This is a genomic window from Streptomyces deserti, from assembly GCF_054782695.1.
Genome location: NZ_BAAGRZ010000033.1, coordinates 55,263 through 77,163 on the forward strand (window position 1 = coordinate 55,263; position 21,901 = coordinate 77,163).

Sequence of the window (21,901 nt, forward strand, 5' to 3'; positions counted from 1 at the left end):
ACCAGTCGTCGCAGACGAGGGTGTTCGAGCCGGACTCAACGAACTCGGCGTCGTGAAGCCCTCGCAGTCGGAGGCGTCCCTACGGCCCCGTCTCCGGCCCTAGGCGGTGTGCGCGAAGGTGTCGCAAAGCTGGCCGAACTCGCCCAGGTCGACCGTCGGCACGCGTCGTAGCCCCTTCGGGCCGTGGCTGACGAGCAGCTCGACAGGTACGACCGCCCACCTCGGCATCGCTCTTGCGTCACTCGCCGTCGCTTTCTGAAATCCCGGTCCCTTCGGCCCCTGCCCCCTGGGCTGAACGCTGTCCCTACGGCTGAGGTAAGCCGCCTGTCAGCCCACCGCGAGAAAGTCTGCTGCTACGCCAGACGGGCGCCTCACGCAGCCCCGCTCAGGGCATACGCCTGCGCTGCGGCTTAGGCAGGAGCGGATACCCTGGCGGTGTGCACGACGAGGAGCGGCCACCGGCCGACGACAACACCCAAAACAGCGTGACACAGCCGGCCGCCCCACTCGATACGGCGCAGTTGCGGCGGATCACCTCCCTGCACCGCGGATTCACCTACCAGAACCTGTACGCCGTCGGCTGCCTGTTGCGGCTGCGTGAGGCCGGTGCGCAGACACTGCTGATGGAGATGGACGAGGACGTGGAGGTCGCGTTCTCGGATCGGCGCCTCTACCTGCAGGTCAAGACCCGTCAAGGCAGTCTGACGTGGGGTGACGTCAAGGGATCGGTTGGGCAGTTCGCCGACATACGCGCCCAACACACGGCGGGGCGGCGCCCCGGCGCCCCGAAGCTGGTCGTGGTCAGCAACACCGCCCCGGGCCCCGATCTGCTGCGCAGGATCGGGCAGACGGACTGGCCGACGGACGTGTCGCTGCTGTGGCCGGGCCGTTTGGATCCGCAGGCGACATGGCTGCCGCCCGCTGCTGCGGATCTTGATGGTGTCTTCGAGTGGTGCACCGAGCAGGCCGCACAGGTCCCGTTCGGGTCCCTGGGCGCGCAGACGCTGGTGTTGAAGCTGGCCGCCCGTGTGCAGTACGCGAGCACCGGGGCCCACGGGCACGCCTTTCATACGGCTGAACTGCCCGCCCTGTTCGAGCAGTTCGTCGAGGAACTGCAGGCCTTCCCCCGGGTTCCCGATATCTACTGGCCGCACGGCGGCGAGTTGGAGCTGACGGGCGAGCAGGGCGTGCGGCTGGTGACGGGCTTGTCCGGGGCGGGCAAGACGACCTGGGCGGCGCACGCCGCCGCCCGGTGCCCGCTGCCGGTCACCTACTTCGACGCAGGCCGGATGCCGCCTGAGACGGTGCCTGGTGCACTGGCCCGGGAGATCGCCGCCCGGTACCTGAGCGGGCCCGATGCCGTCACTCTGCCGAACGGCGCCGGCATCGACGTCCTGCGAGCCGTACACAGCCGCTTGGCCCACGCCAGCACAGCCCTCGCGGTCGTCATCGACAACATGCACGACCTCCCGGCGGACGACGTGCGGCTGCTCGTCCAGGCCCTGCCGACAGCCCGGATCACGCTGCTGGGCCACCCCCGGCCGGAACAGATCCCGCTCGCCACGCATCTGGGCATCACCATCGAGTCGCTGTCCGGCTGGGACACCGACACCGTGGCCGCTGTCTTCGCCGCCGAAGGCTGCACCCTGGACTACCCCACCGCCCGGCGCGTCCTGACACTGACGGCCGGCCTGCCCCTGTTCGTCGTCAACTCCGCATACCTGGTGCGCACCATGCACGATGGCGACGGGGCCGCCTTCTGCGACGCCGTACAGACCCAGACCCATCTCATCCCCACCACCCAGGAAGTGATCCTGGCGCAGGTCTTCGAGCAGCTGTCCGCATCGGCACGCACCATCGCCGGCCTGCTGTCGATCGCGGAGGTCGCCCTGACCGCAGCCGAACTCCAGCAACTGGCCGCGGCCGCCGGGAGCACCGGGCCTGCCGCGGCCCGGGCCGTACGTGAACTCGCCGGCCGGGGCCTGTCGCAAACCTTTGTCGACGGTCACTGCCAACTTCACGACGCGATCCGCTCCCTGGCCGCCCAGGCAGCCGAGGACCTGCCCGCGCAGACCACCGACGCCGTCAGACAAGCCCTGGTCGGCCTCCTGGAGGGATGCCGGGGGCTTGCCCGGCTGGCCCGGTGGATGCGCCTGCTGGCCGATACTGGACAGATCGACATCGTCCTCGAACTCACCAACCAGGAAGGCTTCTTCGAGGACGGCTACCCCCGCGAGCTTCGCACCGTGATCGCCGAGGTGGCCCATGACCCCCACCGCGACGCCGTCAGCCGGCTGGAGGCCCACAACGCACTGGCCAACTGGGCCTACGGGGACGACGACTGGGACACCTACGCACGGCACGTGCACGCCATGGAGGCCCTCGCCGAGACCGGCGACCAGATCGGCCCGCGGGAGAAGGTCCTGCTGGCCGCCCGGCAGTTCTCTCTCTACGGGCACGCTGGTGACGTCGACGCCCTCACCTCAGCCTTCCGCACCGCGTTCTCCGGGATCCCCGTCCCCTCGTCCCACGAACGAGCCCTGCGCTACGCCTACGCGCAGAGCCTGTTCCTCGCCGACGCCTACCAGGACGCGGGCAAGGCCGCGATGGAGCTCGCCGACGCCTACCGCCGTCACCTTGGCGTGAAGAGCAGCGACTTCTTCGGCAACACCGCCGCGTTGCAGGAGGCCTGCGAGGCCGGCGAATCCCCCGACGACTACAAGCGCCTCGCCGATTGCTTCGCCCTGTTCGTCAAGTCCTGCCGCCAGCTTGGCCTCGACTACGGCCCGATGGCGTTCCCCGCGATGAAGCTGTACCTGTTCACCGCCGCCTGGCGCTCCGCCATCGACCTGGGCCAGGACGTCGTCGAGTCCCTGATGCAAGCCGACGAGACCCGCACAGCCCTGGACCTGATAGACCACCAACTCATCCCCGTGGCCGAGGACTTCAACCTACCCGAGGACATGATCGGGCTGCGCTCCCAGCGCGCCGTCGTCCTGGCCTATCTCGGAGACATCCCCGCCGCCCGCGCCGAACTCGACAGCCTCGCCCACTACGAAGTCACCCCCGACCAGGCCTACGACATCCTGCACCAGCGGCGCATCGTCGAAAGACTCGCCGCACAGTAGAGCGAAGCACTGTGCGGGCCATAAACCCGCCCGGTGCAGGCCTGCCTCAGACGGCCGATGAGACGACAGGCCGGTTCTTCGGCGTCCCCTGGGCGGACCATGCACCGCAAACCCCGTATTGCCGACTCGTGCTGCCCGGCACCCAGCGACCGGCGGTGAGCTCGCGACTTGTGATTGATGATGGGGTGCATGCGGCAGCACACACTCTCGACGAGCCCGTCCCAGTACGCCAAAGCACCGGCCCGGCTGCACACGCTGGTGTCGCCGCAGTCGGTTCCGCTGCCCGTCCATACGAGCGAGCAGCTCCTGCCGCTGGAGCATCTGGCCTGGGAGAACTTCGAGCGGCTGTGCCTGAAGCGTGCGGTGGAGCGCGGGACGGTCGAGGATTCCGCCGATCATGCCGGTGGCGACAGCGCCACCGGGCGCATGAGCGCCTACGACGCCCGGGCGCAGGGAAGCCTGTACGGCACTCAGGGCCAGGATCAGCAGGGCATCGATCTGTATGTCCGTTTGCCGGACGGCTCAGCCGAAAGCGACTCTGCTCCCGAGCGCGTCTACCTGAGTCTGCAGTCACGGCGGGTGAAGTCGCTGACCGCCAGCCAGCTCAAGGAGGCCGTCACTGACTTCCTCGACGGCACGTGGGCTGCGGTCAGCCGGGTCTTCGTTTACGCCACCAGCCTGTCGGCCGTCCCTCAAAAAACCGCCGACGAGGTGGTGAAGCAACGTGAGCGGCTGGCGGAGGAGGGCATCTCCTTCGAGGTGTGGGATGCGGAGTATCTGTCGGACTGGCTGAAGCAACGCCCGCACGTCGTCCATGACTTCTTCGGCCGCGCGTGGGTAGAGGAGCTGTTCGGGCCCGAGCAGGTGGCCTCCTTGGCGACCCGGCTCGATGCCGTGCAGGTTGCCGCTCTCCGTGAACAGCTGGGTTCCTTCTACGCCACTTTCTTCGCCCACACCGACTCCGGTGCGATCGCCCTGCAGCACGCACAGGCTCAGCCGGACCTGCAGCAGCGGTTCGTTCTACCCGACGTGTTCCCGGTCCGCCGGCTGGGCCGCTGGCCGGCCCAGCCGGCAACCCCCGAGGCGATCTCCTCCGGGGTGTCTCCCACGGCCTGGTATCGCAGGGCGCAGGCATCCGCCTTCGGCCACCGCCCGGGGGAAACGGAGACGGCGCTCACGGCGCCTGGTGCCTACGACGGGGAGCAGTCGGTGGCCGTCAGCACCGCCTCCCCGGCGGTGACCGGGGAGGCAACCGGGATCCGCACCAGCGCAGACGTCTGGCTGGCCGGAGCACGACGCCATGTCCTGGTCGGGGAACCCGGCTCGGGCAAGAGCAGTCTGCTGCGCTTTGCCCTGCTGGACCTGTTCGCCGATTCTCCCGCTCTGCCGCGCTGGACCGAGCAGTTCGGTGACCGTCTTCCCTTGTGGGTTCCCTTCCATTTCTTCACCCGCCGGCTGGCGCACTACGACGGTGCCGAGGCATCGCTGGCAGCGACATTGCGGGCCTGGCTGGAGCAGTACGACGTCGGACATCTGTGGCCGCTGGTGGAAAGGGCGCTGGCCGATGAGCGGCTGCTGCTGGTCATCGACGGCCTGGATGAGTGGGTGAGCGAGAGCGCGGCGCGCAAAGCTCTCACCGCGCTGGAGACCTTTCTGGACCAGCGCCAGCTGCCCGCGGTGGCCGCCACCCGCCCCTACGGCTTGTCGCGGCTCCAGCCGACGGGGGTGTGGCAGTACGCCTCGCTGGCCCCACTCTCGCTGCGCCAGCAGCGAGAGGTGGCTGGTCATTGGCTGGGTTCTGCCGCGAACGGCAGCACGGCGGCCGAGGCGTTCGTCAAGGAACTGTCCGGCGTGCGTGATCTTCGCCATCTCGCCCGGATTCCGCTGTTCCTGATCCTGCTGACCGGCATGAGGATGGCGGGAGCTCCGCTGCCGACCAGGCGGTTCGAGGTATACGGGAGCGCCATTGACCATCTGCTGAGTGAGCATCCCGCGCGGCGCGGCACAGCGGCGGGCATCACCGCAGAGCCCCACACACTGCACCCCGACGACATTCGTCAGGTCCTGGCTCACGTGGCGCTGGCCCACCAACTGCGCGGTGACGTCCAGGCCGTGTCCGAGCACAGTGTCCGCTCGGACATCATCAGCGCCTTGCGCGACCCGCGTCATCTCGCCCTGGATACGGCCGCTGCCGCCGCACAGGCAAGGGGGTTCGTCGACATCGCCGAGGGACAGCTCGGTGTGCTGGTCCGGCACGGCCCGCGCGAGATCGGCTTCCTGCACCGGGTCCTGCTGGAGCAGCTGGCCGCCGAACAGGCCGCCCAGCAGTGGTCCTTTGCAGACCTGCGCGCCCTGTTCGAGGAGCGCGCTCAGGATCCACGCTGGCACGAGGTACTGCTGGCCGTCCTGTGGCAGCTGAAGCGCACCGAGGAGACCAGCCAGCTGGTCCAGGACCTCGCCGACCAGGCGGCCGGACCGGAACCGGCCGCGCTGGCCGTGCGGGAACTGTGGGCGCAGGCCGTCTTCGGCGGGAACCGCCTGCCTGTCCCCCAGGCCCGTCGTCACGCAGCCACGATCATGGAAGTGATCGACAACCACCCCCTCGTCGGACATCAGCAGCGGCTGCTGTCCGCGTGTGTGGCCGGGCTGGACGATCCAGCAGTGGGCGGTGATCTAGTGCCGCGGCTGTCCCGTTGGGTGCTGGCCGTCCAGCCGTTGCCGCCCCAGGTGTTCCACCGGCTGGGGCAGGTGATCGGCGACCAGGAGCTGACCGAGCCGGTCTGGCCGCTGCTGGTGGCGGCACTGAGGTCGCAGGACGTGCACACCGCGCGGGCGGCCGCCCGCGCGCTCGCCGCCCGATATGGTGCCCGGCCAGGCCAGGAGCAGGTGGTGCAGGCGATGCTGGCGGCGATGCGCCGTGCTGTCACCGCCGATCATGCAGCGGTGATCCTGCACGGGCTGCTGCTGGGCTGGCCCCACGACGACCGCGTCACAGCTGCTGCGGCAGCAGCCCGGCAGCAGCCCGTGCTGGGGCTGCGGCTGACTGCCCTGGCTGCCGTCCTGGGCGTCCTGCCCGGACAGGACGCAACCCGCCGCGGGGCGGACGGGCCGCGCCCGCCCGCCCTGACGGCCGACGAACGCGCCTGGCTGGTCAGCCGGCTGGCCATCGAGGACATCACTGATGACATGTGGACGTCCTTGCTCGCCTCCGTCATCGCGGCCTGCCTGGGTGAGGCTCCTGAGGAGGCCGCGCAGGTACGTGACACCTGCCTGTCGATCGTGTCCGGTCGACACCCCGGCTCAGGCGCCCGGAGCGTGGCGTGGGGCGTGCTGCTGCTGGCCTGCGCCCAGGAAGCGGCCGTCATCGACTACATCACCAGCACGTTGGTGAATGATCCGCACCAGATCCGGTTCCTGGGCATTGGAGCGCTCGCCCATACCTACCCCGATGAGCCCGCCGTGGCCACCGCGGTCGAGGAACTCCTGCGACACGATCCAAAAGCCTTCCTGGACTTCGAGCTCCCTTTCCTGACCACCCTGGACCGGGGGCCGGTGCTGCGCTCCGTGCTGCTGAGGGAACTGCAGCACAGCAGTGTCCCGCACTGGGCGGCCGATGCGCTGGCCGAACACTGGGATCACGACGCCGAGGTGCAGCAGGCCCTGCGCACCGTGCTGAACGGCGAGGCAGGCCGGGCTTCGCTGGTGGCCAATGCGGCGGTCCGTGTCCTGGGTGCCCAGCCGGCGCAGGAGCGGCTCCTTGCCCTTCTCAGCACACCGCCACCGGCAGACAGCCGCTTCCGCAAGGAGATCGTCGTCCAGGCGCTGCTGGAAAGCTGCCAGCAGCAGTCACTCACCTCGGGGCCGGTAGCCGAGCAGATCGCCCAGACGTGCCTGGACGCACTGCACACACCCGCAAACGAATACGAGTTCTCTGCCGAAGCCTCAGTCGTTGCTGCTCTACCGGCAACGACCGCTGCCCGCACGCGCGCCCGCAGCATGCTGCAAAGACCGCAGAGTCCCCTGGCCGCGCTCCTAGCCGGCTACGGCAACGACCCTGACGCTCTCCAGCAGGTCCTGGGCCGCCTGTATGCCGCCCACCCGCCCCTGCCCACCGCCGCCCGCCTGCACCTGTGCACCCTGCTGCGGGACCACCCCGGCGACAGCGCCCTCATCCGCCGGCTGACCGCCCTTTGGCCGGACGAGCCGAACGACCTGGTCCGCTCCGCCGCCTCCGCAGCCTTCCACACTCATCTGCTGCGTGACCGCGACCGCGGTGCCCTTCCCGATTCTGATTGGCAGCAAGCACGCGGCGTGATCCGCGAGGCGGCCGCAGGCCTCGGCCACGACAACTGGGCACGTCGGCGGGCCGCATGGCTCGGCGCCCTGCTGACCGACCAGCTCAACCTGCTGGACGACCTCGTCGATCATGACGGGCGCCCCGCCCGGCTGCCCCTGGGTGAGCTCCTCGCCATCGACCTCGACCTGCTCGTGCTCGGCGAGATCGCCGACCACTGGCCCGCCCTGCGCACCCACTTCGGCGACGCCCTCCTCAAACGCCTCACCGGCAGCATGCTCTCTGACCACTCCGACACGGCCTGGGAGTACCTCGCGCTGGTCGCCGACCGCCACCCACAGCTCGCGCAGGACCTGACCGCAGCCGTCGCCGCACACCCCAGCCTCCTCACCCACGACTCCGTGCTGGCCTGGTACTCCCACGTCCACCGCGGGAAGCCGCAACTGCTGGACGTTCTGATCGCCAATCTCCATGAGGGCGGCCATCGACGACGGGCTGTCGCCCCCATGCTCCTGGCCGACCCCCTCGGCCTCGGCCTCGACGCCGCGACGGTGCGTCGCGCGCTGCACAGCGAACTGGACAGCCGCCCCAGCGGCTACTACCCACCGCCCTCGTCCGGCGCGTTCCTCGCCCTGATCGCCGGGTTTCCCGACGATGCAGCCGTCACCGGCACCTGGGAGGCACTCCAGCGTAAGCGTGCCCTGCACGGGCAGATCGAGGTTGATGTGTCGGTCTACTACCCGCTGGCATGCGCGGCCATCGAGGCCACCGGCTTCGTAGACCAGGTGGCCCACGACAGCGCATGGATCTCCAGCCACTTCACCAAATCCGTCGACCCGCCGTTCGCCCAAGCGGTCATCCGCCGCTTGGAGCGTGACCCCGAAGCGCGCGTTCGGGCCGAAGCAGCCATCACCAGCACGGACACCTCAGACGCCTGGGCCGCCCAACTCTCCTCCCTGTACAGCGCGGCCACGGCTCTGACCCCAGACATCGCGGACGACCTGCACACGCGGCTGCACCGACAGCAAGACCTTCTTCTGCCCGACGCCGTGCATGACTTCGTCACCGCCACGGATGTCTCGGTCCCCGCTCTCCTGCTGCGCATCCTGCAGTCAGGAACAGGGCGATGACACGCCATCCGCCCATCCGGCGCCGCCCAGACGACCGCCGATGCGGGCATGAATGCGGCGGCTGACGCCCCTCGGGCCGGGACCGCGGTTGCGAGCGTGCCGCCGCCCATCGCGCCAGCCGGAGAGGTGACGTGCCGGCATCCCGACAACGGGCTCTGCCAAGGGGGATGACGCCTTCACATCACGCAGCGGTGCGTACATTCCGCAGCAGAGCGGCAGTCATCGCCAGGAGCGTCTCGGCCTCGCCCCGGTCGTATGCGAAGTCCCTGGTGACCGCGTCATTGTGCAGAGCACCGCACGTCTGGCTGTACAGGGCGTCCTGGATCCGCCACCACCGCTCGGTCTGGCTGCACTGGCTGGGGACCTTCCTGCCGGGGTTGTCCCAGCCCGCGTTCTCCCGGACCCACTCCAGTGCCCGCCTGATCTGCAGGATGGACGCCGGGATCTCGCCCATGGTCAGCAGACGCTGCGCCTCGCGCAGGGTCCGGCCGACCTCGTCCCTCTCCGGGTCACCGAGCGGATACGGCACGGCCATCTCGAACGCCGCGGACGGCCCCAGCTGCGCGAGCTGCTGTTCCCACCGGCTCTTGGCGATGGTGATGTGCGCCGTGTCCTGGGCGCTCCCCGGGTAGCCGGGCGCCTGCGGCAGCGTCGCGTTGAGGTCGATCTCGAACCGTACGTCGCCGGTGCGGCCTTCCTCGATCGCATGGACCTGCAGCGACGTCAGCGGGAAGAACAGGTTCACGCGGTGGACGGTGATCTTCGGGGTGTACGCCAAGTTCGCCGTCGTCCGGGCGAGCCGCTGGCGCTGCCCGGTCGTGTCAAAGCCGAACAGGTCTGTCTCCAGGGCGAGGATCTTCCCGGCCTCGATGAAGGGCGACACTCCGACAGCAAGCTGGACGCTCAGCTCGTGGGCTCCCAGCGCGCGCTTCAGCCACGTCTGATCGCTGCTGACTGCTGCGGTGAACCGGATGTCGTCGTCGAAGCGAAGTTCCTGCATAACTCCCCCAAAGGGACGTGTCGATCACCCGATTCTGCCCGGCGGGACGCCCCGCCACCGCCGCTTTTCCAACCAGCCGTACGGTCCGGCCGCGCACGCGAAGGGCCCCGTCCGTGATTCACGGACGGGCCGGTTGATCCTGTGGGGTCCACCGGATCGTGCGGCGGCACGAGGACAAGCTCCCCCGCCACCACCGGGGCCGTGCTCAGCGCTCTTTCGGGTACCGCACCACTGACCGGACTGGGGCCTCACAGACCGGCCAACGAGCCATGATCGTAAACGCCCCGGCAGTGCGTACCGTCGCCGCCTCTCAGGAGAGTCGCCCACGAAGCAGCAACCCACCCCTGCACTCCATCAGCTCCCTGACCTGCACAAACGCCGTCAAAACCACAGGGGTTCCCGAGGTATCCACGATATTCCAGCTCGATCACGTATCAGCAGCTCACAGACCCGTATACCTCTGCCCAGAGACTGACGCCTCGCAGTTCAACCTGGTCAGCACCGCGTGCCAACTCCCCTTGAAAATCCAGCTCTGTTCCGACTCCTCAGCTCAACTCGCTTTGAGGCACCACACAGAGCCGGGAACTCACACCGGGGCACCATGTGGGTCTTCTTCATCAGTTTGCGGAAAAACCGCCTGGCCGCGGCGGTGTCCCGCCGGTTCTGCACGAGGACGTCCAGGACGTTGCCGTCGGCGTCTACGGCCCGCCACAGGTACCGCTGCTCGCCGTTGACCTTGATGAAGACCTCGTCCAGGTGCCACTTGTCCCCGGGACGGGGCCGGCGGCGGCGCAGTCCGTTGGCGTAGGCCTGGCCGAACTTGGCGCACCAGCGGCGGACGGTCTCGTAGGAGACGACGACACCGCGTTGGAGCATCAGCTCCTCAACCTCGCGGAACGACAGCGGGAAGCGGTGGTACAGCCACACGCAGTGGGAGATGATCTCGACTGGGTATCGGTGCCCCTTGTACGACGGCGGCGCGCTGTCCACGGACGACCCTTTCCAGCGTGATCAACCCGAAGATCATCCCACCCGACAGCCAACGTGACAGTGTCCTGGCAACGCCTGTACGCCCGCTGAACAACGCGCTCCCACCAGCCGGGAACAGCCGCCAACCCACCCTGCCTACAGGCGCGCCGACCACACTGCGCAAAAGCCGGCATGCCGCTCAGCTCACTGCGCAGAGCAAAACAGCCAGCTCAACCCACGTACCCCCATCGCCAGCGTTTCGACCCGGCGTAAGCCTCCCCTGGGGAACAGACGTACCACTCAGTACAGCTGAGCAACAGCAGGCCACAACCAAGATCAATAAGCAGGCTCAACAGCTACGCCACAACCCCGCACTGCACGCTAGCGGAGGTGGGGAACATCAGTGCGGGGGCGCACAGCGTCCCCATGGCAGGGAGGCGACGGCGCTCCTGCGTACGGTGACGGTTTTCAGTGGGGGATTCATGGAAATGGTGACGGAGCTCCGGACAAGCTTCTTACCAAGGGCGGAGCGGTTCGACTACTGGCGCGGCATGGTGGCGGACACGTTGCTCCCCAATAAGCTGCGCAGCGATCACTCATCAGATTTTCAGGCAGAGCTGCGGCTATTGGACCTGGGCGCCGTGCAGGTATCCGATTTGAGGTATACGCCGTTGGAGACGTACCGGCCTGCGAAGCTGATCCGGCGGTCCGATCCCGAGGCCTACCAGCTGATGCTGAACCTCCGCGGTGGCCACCGGATCATCCAAGGGGGCTGTGACACGACAAGCTCGGCAGGCGAGATGACGCTCTACGACACCTCGCGCCCCTGGCATGGCTGGGCCGCAGCTGACACCGGCACGGTGGACGGCATCATGGTGCAGCTCCCCCGGCAACCCCTGCCGATGCCAGCAGACAAGGTCCGCTCCCTGACCGCGCTGAAGTTATCCGGTCGCACAGGTGTGGGTGCGCTGCTGGCCGCATGTTTGAAACAGATGATGGCGGATGCCCACTCCTACACTCGGGCGGACGCTGCGCGGCTGGCGACTGTCACCCTCGATCTTCTGGCCGCCATGTGCGCCCACTACCTAGAAGCGGAACGGCATCTGCCGCCCGAGACCCACCACCATGCTCTAGCCATGCGGATCCGCGGGTTCATCGAGCAGCACCTCGCCGACCCGGGCTTGACCCCGGCTGTGGTCGCTGCTGCTCACCACATCTCAACCCGCCAGCTGCACCGTATCTTCCAGGCACAGAACCTGACGGTTGCCGGCTGGATACGCCAGCGTCGGCTGGAGAAGTGTCACCACGACTTGTTCGATCCCCGCTACGACGACCGCCCCGTTCAGGCCATTGCCGCCCGCTGGGGTTTTGCCAATAAAGCGCATTTCAGCCGTGTCTTTCGCGCCGCGTACGGTATACCTCCGGGCGACCTGCGGCACCTCGCCCAGAGCCAGCGGAGTAGGCGCGCATAGTCAACGACATGGCGCCAATAGATAACGCCCTGTTTCCCTTCTCGCCCCGACACTCAAGGAAGCGCACCAACGTGCGGCAGAGATAAGGGCATGCCGGTGGTCCGGCCTTCCGGCCCCGTGGTCAGTCCACCTCAGACGTGGGCGCCCCAACTGCAGAGAAGAGGGAGACATGCACTACAAGCGACTCGCAGCCGTCGTGACCGCGAGCACGGCTGCCGCAGCAGCACTCGTCGCATCGACGACACCAGCCCATGCTGCGCCGGTTCCGCTGTACACCACCTGGGTCAGCGTGCAGACCCCCAGCGGGTCCTCCGGCACGAAGGTCCTCGACATCAAGAACCGCTCCACGGCAGACCGGGGGCAGGCGCATCTGTGGGCGAACTACACCACCGGTGAGGTGCGCAGCCAGCGGTGGACAATCTCGTACGACCACACGCGCTCCAATGGCAATAAGGTTTACAAGCTGAAGAACGCACTTTCCGGAAAGTGCCTCGACAAGTCCGAGGACGTTCCCAACGCGAACGGGAACGCCGTGTACCAGTACACCTGCAACGACAACGCGAACAACCAGCTGTGGGAACGCATCGGCAGCAGCGGCTGGACCCAGCTCAGGAACGTTGCGTCCGGCCGGTGTCTTGACGTCAAGGGGCCGAGCTTCACAGACGGCGCCATACTCCACGTCTGGGACTGCTACTCGACCTGGAGCCAGCGCTGGAACATCGACAAGTAACAGCCTCATAGTCCCAGAGCAACTCGACGTTGAGGAGTCGACCGCGCCGGACGAGCCCGGCGCGGTCAACATCGGCTGGCAGCAGGTGTCGTGGTTACGCGCTATCTGCGGCATCGCGCCGTTCGTCAAGGCCCCAGACGACGTCGACCGCACCGAGATCCTCAAGGCCACCAAGGTCCCGAAGGAGCATGCGGCCGAGGGGAGGCAGACCTTATCCGCACCATCAGCCGGGGCGTAGGGCGGGGTAGCCGCGCTTCTCGGTGTAGCCCGCCAGCACCGGCGAGAGGTCGAGCACATCCTCGACCAGCTCGGCGACGAACCGGGCGAGGTAGTCCTCGGGCAGCCAGTCGTCCAGTGACGGCGGCAGCGGACCTGGTGCGGGTCGAAGGCCCGAAACGTCTTGTCCACCGCCGCCGGACGGCCCCGAGACCGCTTCTTCTCGACCGGTTCGACCTCGAACAGTCCATCCCCACCACGCATATCGTGATCATCTCGCACGAAAGATCGCGAAGCGCCAGCGGGTCGCCGCCGGGCCTTGGTGCGTGGCAGTGGTCAGCCTTGTCGGCGGAAGTCCAGCATGTAGAAGACCTTGTCGTAGCGGCGTTCGCCGACGGCGACGAAGCCGGCCAAACGGCCGTATTCGGTGAAGCCCAGCGACCGGTAGAGGTGCAGGGCCTTGGTGTTGTCGCCACGGGCGTCCAGAGTAAGGACCTCGATACCCGCCTCCCGGGCGTCAGCGATCAAGGCAGCAGTCAGCGCCCGACCGACGCCACGACCATGGGCAGCAGCGTCTACCGCGATCTTCTCCAGATCGGCGTGTGGCCGATGGGTCGGTCGGGCGTAGCGGAGCCAGTACCCCAACCCGACAAGCCGACGGCCGAGGTAAGCGACACGCAGGGCCGCATCCCCAGCCTGCACCGCGGAGACGACGACGCCGAGAAGTTCCGCCACCTCATCCCGCGAGGGTGGTTCGACCCAGCCCAGCGCGGCACCTCCACTGACCAGGTCCGCCAGGATCTGGTGAGCCGACTCCGCAAACCGGACCTCCAGCTCCGGATCGGCAGCCAGCTCCATGGCGTCAAGGATGGCGGGCTCAGTGGTCACACCGCTGGTCATGGCCGAATTCATGACCGGCAGCCTAGCCAGCCCAAGGCCCAGCCGAGCCCCCGCGCTCCAGCCTCGGCTGCAGCCAGGCCGTTACTGACCCACGCTCCTAGCTTGATCTTTAACCTTCGGTGTCGAATGGTGCGTCGAACTTGATCACTTGGTCCGGTAACTGCCGTACACAGAAGTGGCCTTCGTCTGAACATGTGCTCCGACCAAGGAACACACACGTCCAGCACGAGGGCCGTGAAGATGAGTCTGCTGCATCGCGATGCCCGGCAAGAGGCGTTGGCGGAACTGTCACGCTTCCGGGGCGAGTTCTACTCCTGCCTGACCCGGCGTTCGGATGCGCTGTTCGAACTGGCCGACGCGGTGCTGTGTTCGGACGGCCCGGTCCGCTCGCTGGTGGAGCTGTCGCTGGTGGGCGAGCATCGCCGCGGACACGGCGGGCTGTATGACGCCCTGGCCGCGGGGCGGATGGACATCGCCCGGCTCCGGCGGGCACTGGCTGCGGTGCCGCTGCCGCGGGCGGGGGACGGCCGGCTGGTGCTGGCCGCCGACATCACCTGCTGGCTGCGCCCCGACGCCCACACCTCACCGCAGCGGATCCTGTGCCACACCTACGGACGCGGCAAGGACCAGCACATCCCCATCCCCGGCTGGCCCTACTCGGTGATCTGCGCCCTGGAAGCGGGCCGCAGCTCCTGGACCGCGCCGCTGGACGCTCTGCGTCTGGCGCCGGGGGAGGACGCCGCCACGGTCACCGCCCGGCAGATGCGCGAGCTCATCGAGCGGCTGATGGACGCCGGACAGTGGAGGGACGGCGACCCAGACGTCTTGATCGTGGTGGACGCCGGATACGACATGCCCCGGCTGGCCTTCCTGCTGGGGGATCTGCCGGTGCAGGTACTGGGCCGGATGCGCTCGGACCGGGTCCTGCGCCGGGCGGCACCGCCCCGCGAGCCGGGCACTCGGGGCCGTCCGCCCCGTCACGGCGGCGAGTTCGTCTTCGGCGATCCGGCCACCTGGAACGCTCCCGATGCGGCGACCGTGACCGAGACCCGTCTGTATGGCAGCCACCGCCAGGGCCTGGGACCGGCTCCACCCCAGGCTGACTCACCGCTCTGCGTGGGTCTCCCAGCTGGGCACTTTGCCGGTCATCGAGGGCACGGTGATCCGTCTGCAGGTCGAGTATCTGCCCAGCGGCGCGAGGCCGAAGCCGGTGTGGCTGTGGTGGTCGGGCACCGATGCCACCGATACCCAGGTCGACCTGCTCTGGCAGGTCTTCCTGCGGCGCTTCGACATCGAGCACACGTTCCGGCTGTTCAAGCAGACGCTGGGCTGGACCTGCCCGAAGATCCGTACTCCTGAGGCGGCCGACCGGTGGACCTGGCTGATCCTCGCCGTTTACACCCAGCTGCGGCTGGCCCGACCGTTGGCGGCCGACCTGCGTCGGCCGTGGGAGAAGATGAGCCCGCCGAACAGGCTCACTCCGGCTCGCGTCCGCCGCAGTTTTCGGCACCTGCGCCCGCAGGTGGCCTGCCCCGCCAGAGCACCGAAATCCTCCCGCCCTGGCCCGGGACGACCACCCGGCCGCAAGAACACCCGGCCCGCCCCGCGTCACGACGTGCACACCGTCCGCAAACCAGGCGCCGGGAAGCAGCGAACGAAGAAGTCAACGACCCCACGACCCCGCCGCACAGGTTACTGACTTCGGCTCGTCAGGGTGAATCTTTGCGAAGTCCCTGAAGGGTATGGAGTGGTGGCTGTATTCCGTGCTGTGTGAGGTATGCGGATGGGGGCGGGCTGACCGCTGCGGGGCGGCAGCGCCGCGAAACGGTACGGATGCAGGCAGCCGAGCTGTTCGAGCAGGAGATCAAGCCGCTACAGGTCGCAAGGCGCCTGCGGGTGAGCCTGAAATCGGCCTACCAGTGGCACCAGCTGTGGCGGGACGGCGGTCGTGAGGCTCTGGCCTCCCGTGGCCCGAGCGGGTCGCGATGCCGTCTGTCGCCGCGCTGCTTGGAGAAGCTCGCCGGGTATCTCGAGCAGGGGCCGGCCGCGCATGGCTGGGTGGAGGACCAGGTGTGGACCGCGGCGAGGGTGGCCACGCTGATCGGCAGGAAGTTCCACGTCTCCTACAGCGTCTCCGGGGTGACGAGACTGATGCACCGGCTCGGCTTCAGCCCGCAGGTCCCCGCGCGGCGGGTCGCCGAACGCGACGAGCAGGCCGTGACCCTGTGGAAGGAGGCGACTGGGGCTGAGGTAAAAGGGCCCGGGCGGCCTGCGGAGGCTACATCTGCTTCGAGGACGAAGCCGGGTCACCCGACGGCCGCCCAAAGGACGAACCTGGGGCCGGCGCGGCCACACGCCGGTCGTGACCGTCAGCGGCCGCCGCTCGGGGCGCCTGTCAGTGGCCGGGCTGATCGCGATACGGCCAGGCTCCCGCACCCGGCTGTGCCACCGCCTGCGCGTCCACTCCGCAGGCAAAGGCAAGCGCCGCAGCATGGGCGAGCGCGACTTCATCGCTCTGATCGACGGCGTCCACCAGCTCGTCAAAGCGCCGATCGTGCTGGTCTGGGACCGGCTGAACACCCACGTCTCCCACGCCATGCGTGAGCTGATCGCCGAGCGTGAATGGCTGACGGTATTCCTGCTGCCCGCCTACTCGCCCGACCTCAACCCCGTCGAGAGGGTATGGGCGCACGTCAAGCGCAGCCTGGCCAACCTCGCCGTACTCGCCCTGGACCAACTCGAAACCCTCGTCCGCAACCGACTCAAACGACTTCAATACTGGCCAGACACCCTCGACGGCTTCATAGCCGGCACCGGCCTGACCCTCGACAATCCAACCTCACCCTGACAAGCCGAAGTCAGTAAAGATCGGGACTGCTGCACGGATAGGTGACACTTGACCTGGCTTGCCGAGAGGTGGCCTGGAAGGATGTTGCAGTGCCCAAGCCGTATCCGAAGGAGTTCCTCGAGGACGTCGTACGGGTCGCGCGCAACCGCGAGCCCGGCGTCACGCTGGAACAGATCGCCGCCGACTTCGGCGTCCACCCGATCACTCTGTCGAAGTGGCTGCGCCGCGCCGAAACCGACGAGGACACCAGGCCCGCGACGGCGTCGGGCGAGTCGGCCGAGCTGCGCGAGGCCCGCAAGCGTATCCGGCTGCTGGAGCAGGAGAACGAGGTGCTGCGGAGGGCTGCGGCGTATCTGTCGCAGGCGAACCTGCCGTCAAAATGATGTACCCGCTCGTCCGCGAGCTGGCCGCCGCCGCTGCCCCTCACCGGGTACCGGTGGCGGTGACGTGCCGGGTACTCGGGCTGGCCCGCCAGCCCTACTACCGATGGCTGGACCGGCCGGTCACCGACGCCGAACTGTCCGAGGCATACCGGGCCAACACCCTGTTCGACGCGCACCGCGACGATCCCGAGTTCGGCCACCGCTTCCTTCTCGACGAGGCCCGGACCGCCGGTGAGGCGATGGCCGAGCGGACCGCCTGGCGGATCTGCCGGGACAACGGCTGGTGGAGCTCCTTCGGCAAGCGAAGAGGCCGCGGGAAAAACGCTAAGGCCGGGCCGCCGGTCCACCATGACCGGGTACGGCGGGACTTCACCGCAGCCGGGCCGAACCGGCTGTGGCTCACGGAGATCACCGAGCACGCCACCGGCGAGGGCAGGCTGTACCTGTGCGCGGTCAAAGACGTGTACTCCGGCCGCATCGTGGGCTATTCCATCGATGCCCGGATGAAGTCCAGCCTCGCGGTGCGGGCCCTTGAATCCGCGGTGGCCCGTCGCGGCCAGGCCGCCGGATGCATTGTTCATTCCGCTCACGGAAGTTCGTGTCCGTGCTCGCACGTCATGACCTGGTCGGCTCAATGGGCCGGGTCGGTGCGGCCGGCGACAACGCGGCCATGGAGAGCTTCTTCGCGCTGCTGCAGAAGAACGTCCTCGACCGCCGTACCTGGGCCACCCGCCAGGAGCTGCGGATCGCGATCGTCACCTGGATCGAGCGCACCTACCACCGACGCCGGCGTCAGAAACGCCTGGCCCGATTGACCCCCATCGAGTACGAGACCATCATGACCCCAGCCGCAGCCTTGGCTGCATAAACCCCGCTGTCACCCGATCATGCAGCAGTCCCGACCGACCAGATCAGCGAAGCACAGGACGACCTGGCTGCGGCCCGGGCCAGTATTCGGCGCATGATCCGCACGGAGAATCCTTCACCATGAGGCGGCGAGCCCCGACCGGCTCAGCGTCTTCTCAGATCTTCCTCAAAACCGCAATGCACCGTGGCTGAATTGGGGAACATCAGTGCAGGGTCACACGGCGTGCTCCCTAGGGCAGAGGGTCACGTCCCTGGCCCGACGGCAAAGTTCAGTGGGGGACTCATGGGGATGGCCACGGAACTCCGGACGAGCCTCTTACCAGTGGCGGAGCGGTTCGACTACTGGTGCAGCATGACGGGGAACACGCTGATCCCCAACATGCTGCGCAGCGCTCACGCATCGGATTTCCGGGCGGAGCTGCGGCTGCTGGATCTGGGCGCAGTCCAGGTCTCCGCGATGAGCTGCCCGCCTCTGGAGTCATGGCGGTCTGCCAAGTTGATAAGGCAGTCGGACCCCGAGATGTACCAGGTGATCTTCTGCAGCCGCGGGAGCTACACCATAAGCCAGGGCAGGCGGGAGGTGACAGGCTCCGACGGTGACTTGGTGCTCACTGACACCTCACGCCCCTGGCACATCCAAGCCCACGCCGAAACTACGGGGGCAGCGGCGATCTATCTGCAGCTTCCCCGCACGTCGCTGCCGCTGTCGGCAGACAAGTTCCGCGCTCTCACTGCCATGCAGCTGTCCGGAACCGAGGGCGTAGGAGGGTTACTGGTCGGCTTCCTTAAGCAGATGCTCGCCGATGCCCACTCCTACACTCCAGCTGACGCTCCGAGGCTGGCGGCCGTCACAGCCGATCTGCTGGCTGCCGTGTGCGCCCACCACATAGAGGCGGAGCGGCAACTACCACCCGAGACCCGTAACCATGCCCTGGTTCTGCGCATCCGCACGTTCATCGAACAGCATCTTGCGGACCCGGGCCTGACCCCGGCCGCGGTCGCGGCCGCTCACAACATCTCCACCCGCCATCTGCACCGCCTCTTTCACGCGCAGGGCTTGACGGTTGCTGGCTGGATACGCCAGCGGCGGCTGGAGAACTGCCATCGTGAGTTGGCCGATCCCCGTCACAGCCATCGCACGGTCCAGGCCGTGGCCGCGCGCTGGGGCTTTACCGATAAGGCCCACTTCAGCCGCGTCTTTCGCGCCGCCTACGGCATGCCTCCGGGCGACCTGCGCCGCCTCGCCCGGGACCGGCATGGTGGGCGCGCATCGTCAACGGCCTGGCGCCCGGAGACAACGACGGGCCTTTGCTCGAACCCCGACACTCCACATGCTGGCAAAACGGAGGCGCACTTGCCCCATCCGGAGAGGTGACCTGTGGCAACAGCCCCGGGGGAAGCGGTACGGCGCGGAAGGAGGACCTTGCGTGGAGGCGCTGCGGGCGGGGAGGGACCCGAGCCGGGTGGGGCCGTACGAGCTGTTGGCCAGGTGGGCGGCGGGCGGATCAGCAAGGCGTACCTGGGCCGCTTGCCCAGCGGCGAGGCGGCGGTGGTGGTCAGGGTCATGAACCGCGAGTTCGCGGCTGATGAGGCATTCAGAAGCCGCCTTGCCGAAAGTGCCGCCGGCTTACGGGGGGTCGGCGGCACCTCCACCGCCGCGATGGTGGACGTGGACACGCAGGCCAAACGGCCTTGGCTGGCCTGTGCCTTCGTCGCGGGGCTGCCTTTGACGGAGGCGGTGGACAAATACGGGGTGCTGCCGCCGGAGTCGGTGACCGCGCTGGGAGTGGGCCTGGCCCGGGCACTGCAGGATTTGCACGCCGCGGGCGTTGTTCACGGGGGCTTGAAGCCGTCCACAGTGCTGCTGACCACCGACGGCCCGCGGCTGGTCGATCCCGGGCTGGTGCCGGCGGCGGAGGCCAGCGCGTTGGCGAGGCGCGGGGTGCTGGTGGAATCGCCGGAGTTCATGGCGCCGGAGCAGCTCTTCGGGAGCCCTGCCCAGGCGGCGAGTGACGTGTTCCGTCTGGGGGCCGTGCTGGTGTTCGCCGCGACCAGTCACCTGCCCTTCGGCGAGGGATCCCGTCATGAGCTCGCCCGCCGGGTGGAGGACGAGGAACCAGACCTGGAAGGTCTCACACCGCCGCTTCGGAAGCTGATTGCCCGCTGCCTGGCCGTGGAACCGCCCGACCGGCCCCCTCTCACCGACCTGCTGGGCGCTCTGACCGCCCTCGCAGGCCCGGCCCTGGCCGGTACCGAGAACGACGCCGGCCGTGACAGCCCGCCGGCAGCCGACTGGCTGCTGACCGGGACGCCGCAGGGGCACCACGGGCCGGCCGGGCTCGATGCAGCCTCTCAGGAAGACGGCAGTGGACCACTGATCGTGGGCGCCTGTCGGCGCCAGCCGCACGGATGGGAGACGCAGAGACATGAGCCAGGGCGGGAATGCGGGGTGGGCGCTGGCCAGTGGCCGCTATCAGCTGCACGACCTACTCGGGCAGAGCGGCATGGCCTCGGTGCACCTCGCGTACGACACCGTGCTCGACCGGCAGATCGCGATCAAGACCCTGCACCCCGAACTCGGCCGCGAACAGGTTTTCCGCGAGCGCTTCCACCGCGAGACCCAAGCCGTGGCGAAACTCAAACACACCAACATCGTCTCCGTCTTCGACACCGGTGAGGACACCGTCGACGGCATGACGACGCTGTACATCGTCATGGAGTACATCGAGGGCCGGTCGCTGAGTTCGGTCCTCGACGAGGACGTACGGCAATTCGGTGCAGTGCCCGACAAGGCGCTGAAGATCGTCGCAGATCTGCTCGCGGCGCTGGAGAGCAGTCACGAGATGGGGCTGGTCCATGGGGACATCAAGCCGGGCAATGTGATGGTGACCAAGCGCGGCGTCGTCAAGGTGATGGACTTCGGTATCGCGCGTGCCATGCAGTCCAGTGTGACGTCGATTACCCAGACCGGCGTGGTGGTCAGCACCCCGCAGTACCTCTCCCCAGAACAAGCACTGGGTCGGGCGATGGACGCGCGCTCCGACCTGTACTCGGTCGGCATCATGCTGTTTCAGCTCGTCACGGGACAGGTGCCATTCGACGGGGACTCGCCGCTGGCGACCGCGTACGCGCAGGTGCAGGAGGAGCCAGTGAATCCGTCCGTGATCAACCGTGGCCTGCCGCCAGCCGTGGACGCGCTGGTCGCCCGCGCGCTGAAGAAGAATCCGAGTGAACGCTTCCCAAGCGCCGAGTCCATGCGCGAGGAGTGTCTGCGCGTGGCCGCGTCCTTCCAGGCCGCCCCGCCGAGCATCGTGCCAGGCCCGCAGACGCCGGCTGGGGCCGGCGTCGGCTCCGTCAACTGGCAAACAGTGATGGTCACCATGGCGCTAACTCCGTTCGTGCAAGCGTTGGCGTCGACTTTTGGCACCAACCTCGCCGGGGCGATTGACCGCACAACTCGTTCTGCAGCGCGGCGCTTTATGAGGCGCCAAGTCGCTTCAGCTGCGTCCCACTCCCAACCCGCGGGTCAAGTCATGCTGACGCTTGAGGGGAACGGCGTGCGAGTCCACATCTCCGAAGATACGCCGGCTGAGGCCCTGGGACAATTGACGGCAGTCGATTTCGCCTCACTTGAGGGATTCTCGGAAGACTCTCCTCTTATATCATGGTACGGGGATGCATGGTGTGCCAGAGGCGACAGGGGAGGGGCTCCAGTTGTCTCAGCTTGGGATCCTGCTACCGGGCGATGGAGCCACCGAACAGGTAATGACAGATGACAGCTAAAGGCAATTCCCTTGCGGCGCCTCCTGACAGCGCTGTCGCACCTACTGAACCCGTAAAGAATCAACTTGTCGGCGTGTCGCTTTCTGAACCGCCCCGTGTCAGGTAGAGACTCGATTCCGTGAAAGGATTGAGTCATGGCACGACCCTCCCGTTACCCGCTTGAGCTGCGCCGTCGCGCGGT

At 67.9% G+C, this 21,901-nt stretch carries 9 protein-coding genes and 6 pseudogenes; 10 read left to right on the forward strand and 5 right to left on the reverse strand.

The features are described from left to right. Positions 1–99: 99 nt before the first annotated feature. Entirely contained in the window at positions 100–228 is a 129-nt protein-coding gene (locus ACYVMZ_RS33835; protein WP_461086586.1) for a hypothetical protein, read from the reverse strand. Positions 229–437: 209 nt separating this feature from the next. On the opposite strand from ACYVMZ_RS33835, the gene ACYVMZ_RS33840 reads away from it, so the two are divergent. Both ACYVMZ_RS33840 and ACYVMZ_RS33845 read left to right on the forward strand, forming a co-directional pair. Then, on the forward strand, positions 438–3,128 hold the full coding sequence (locus tag ACYVMZ_RS33840; protein WP_461086588.1) for a hypothetical protein: 2,691 nt from the start codon (positions 438–440) through the stop codon (positions 3,126–3,128). A gap of 189 nt (positions 3,129–3,317) precedes the next feature. Next, positions 3,318–8,552, forward strand: coding sequence for an NACHT domain-containing protein (locus tag ACYVMZ_RS33845; RefSeq protein WP_461086590.1), 5,235 nt, complete (start codon positions 3,318–3,320; stop codon positions 8,550–8,552). A 181-nt stretch (positions 8,553–8,733) separates the two neighbouring features. Here the strand turns inward: ACYVMZ_RS33845 and ACYVMZ_RS33850 are convergent, their stop codons facing one another. Next, positions 8,734–9,552, reverse strand: coding sequence for a hypothetical protein (locus ACYVMZ_RS33850; RefSeq protein WP_461086592.1), 819 nt, complete (start codon positions 9,550–9,552; stop codon positions 8,734–8,736). Between the two features lie 591 nt (positions 9,553–10,143). Continuing rightward, positions 10,144–10,542 (reverse strand): annotated as a pseudogene (locus ACYVMZ_RS33855) (IS6 family transposase); the annotation flags it as partial. Between the two features lie 467 nt (positions 10,543–11,009). Here ACYVMZ_RS33855 and ACYVMZ_RS33860 point away from each other — a divergent pair. Together ACYVMZ_RS33860 and ACYVMZ_RS33865 are read left to right on the forward strand one after the other, a co-directional pair. Beyond that, on the forward strand, positions 11,010–11,993 hold the full coding sequence (locus tag ACYVMZ_RS33860) for an AraC-like ligand-binding domain-containing protein (protein ID WP_461086594.1): 984 nt from the start codon (positions 11,010–11,012) through the stop codon (positions 11,991–11,993). Positions 11,994–12,162: 169 nt separating this feature from the next. Then, a complete protein-coding gene (locus ACYVMZ_RS33865; RefSeq protein WP_461086596.1) occupies positions 12,163–12,723 on the forward strand; it encodes an RICIN domain-containing protein in 561 nt (186 codons plus the stop codon). A 212-nt stretch (positions 12,724–12,935) separates the two neighbouring features. On the opposite strand, the pseudogene ACYVMZ_RS33870 reads toward ACYVMZ_RS33865, so the two are convergent. Then, a pseudogene (locus tag ACYVMZ_RS33870) lies at positions 12,936–13,131 on the reverse strand (IS5/IS1182 family transposase); the annotation flags it as partial. Positions 13,132–13,275: 144 nt separating this feature from the next. Further along, positions 13,276–13,839, reverse strand: coding sequence for a GNAT family N-acetyltransferase (locus ACYVMZ_RS33875; protein WP_461086609.1), 564 nt, complete (start codon positions 13,837–13,839; stop codon positions 13,276–13,278). Positions 13,840–14,079: 240 nt separating this feature from the next. Between ACYVMZ_RS33875 and ACYVMZ_RS33880 the strand changes: the two are divergent. The 6 genes and pseudogenes from ACYVMZ_RS33880 to ACYVMZ_RS33905 all read left to right on the forward strand — a co-directional run bounded on the left by ACYVMZ_RS33880 (position 14,080) and on the right by ACYVMZ_RS33905 (position 21,713). Next, positions 14,080–15,538, forward strand: a pseudogene (locus ACYVMZ_RS33880) (NF041680 family putative transposase). Positions 15,539–15,609: 71 nt separating this feature from the next. Further along, positions 15,610–16,687: pseudogene (locus ACYVMZ_RS33885) on the forward strand (IS630 family transposase). Positions 16,688–16,776: 89 nt separating this feature from the next. Continuing rightward, positions 16,777–17,938: pseudogene (locus tag ACYVMZ_RS33890) on the forward strand (IS3 family transposase). 321 nt (positions 17,939–18,259) lie between these two features. Further along, positions 18,260–19,312 carry an AraC-like ligand-binding domain-containing protein gene (locus tag ACYVMZ_RS33895; protein WP_461086597.1) on the forward strand — a complete coding sequence of 351 codons (1,053 nt, stop codon included), beginning with the start codon at positions 18,260–18,262 and terminating at the stop codon, positions 19,310–19,312. Positions 19,313–19,426: 114 nt separating this feature from the next. After that, positions 19,427–20,092, forward strand: a pseudogene (locus tag ACYVMZ_RS33900) (protein kinase domain-containing protein); the annotation flags it as partial. Positions 20,093–20,363: 271 nt separating this feature from the next. Next, the gene (locus ACYVMZ_RS33905) at positions 20,364–21,713 is read left to right on the forward strand and encodes a protein kinase domain-containing protein (RefSeq protein WP_461086599.1); all 1,350 of its coding nucleotides are present in this window, start codon (positions 20,364–20,366) and stop codon (positions 21,711–21,713) included. Positions 21,714–21,901 lie beyond the last annotated feature (188 nt).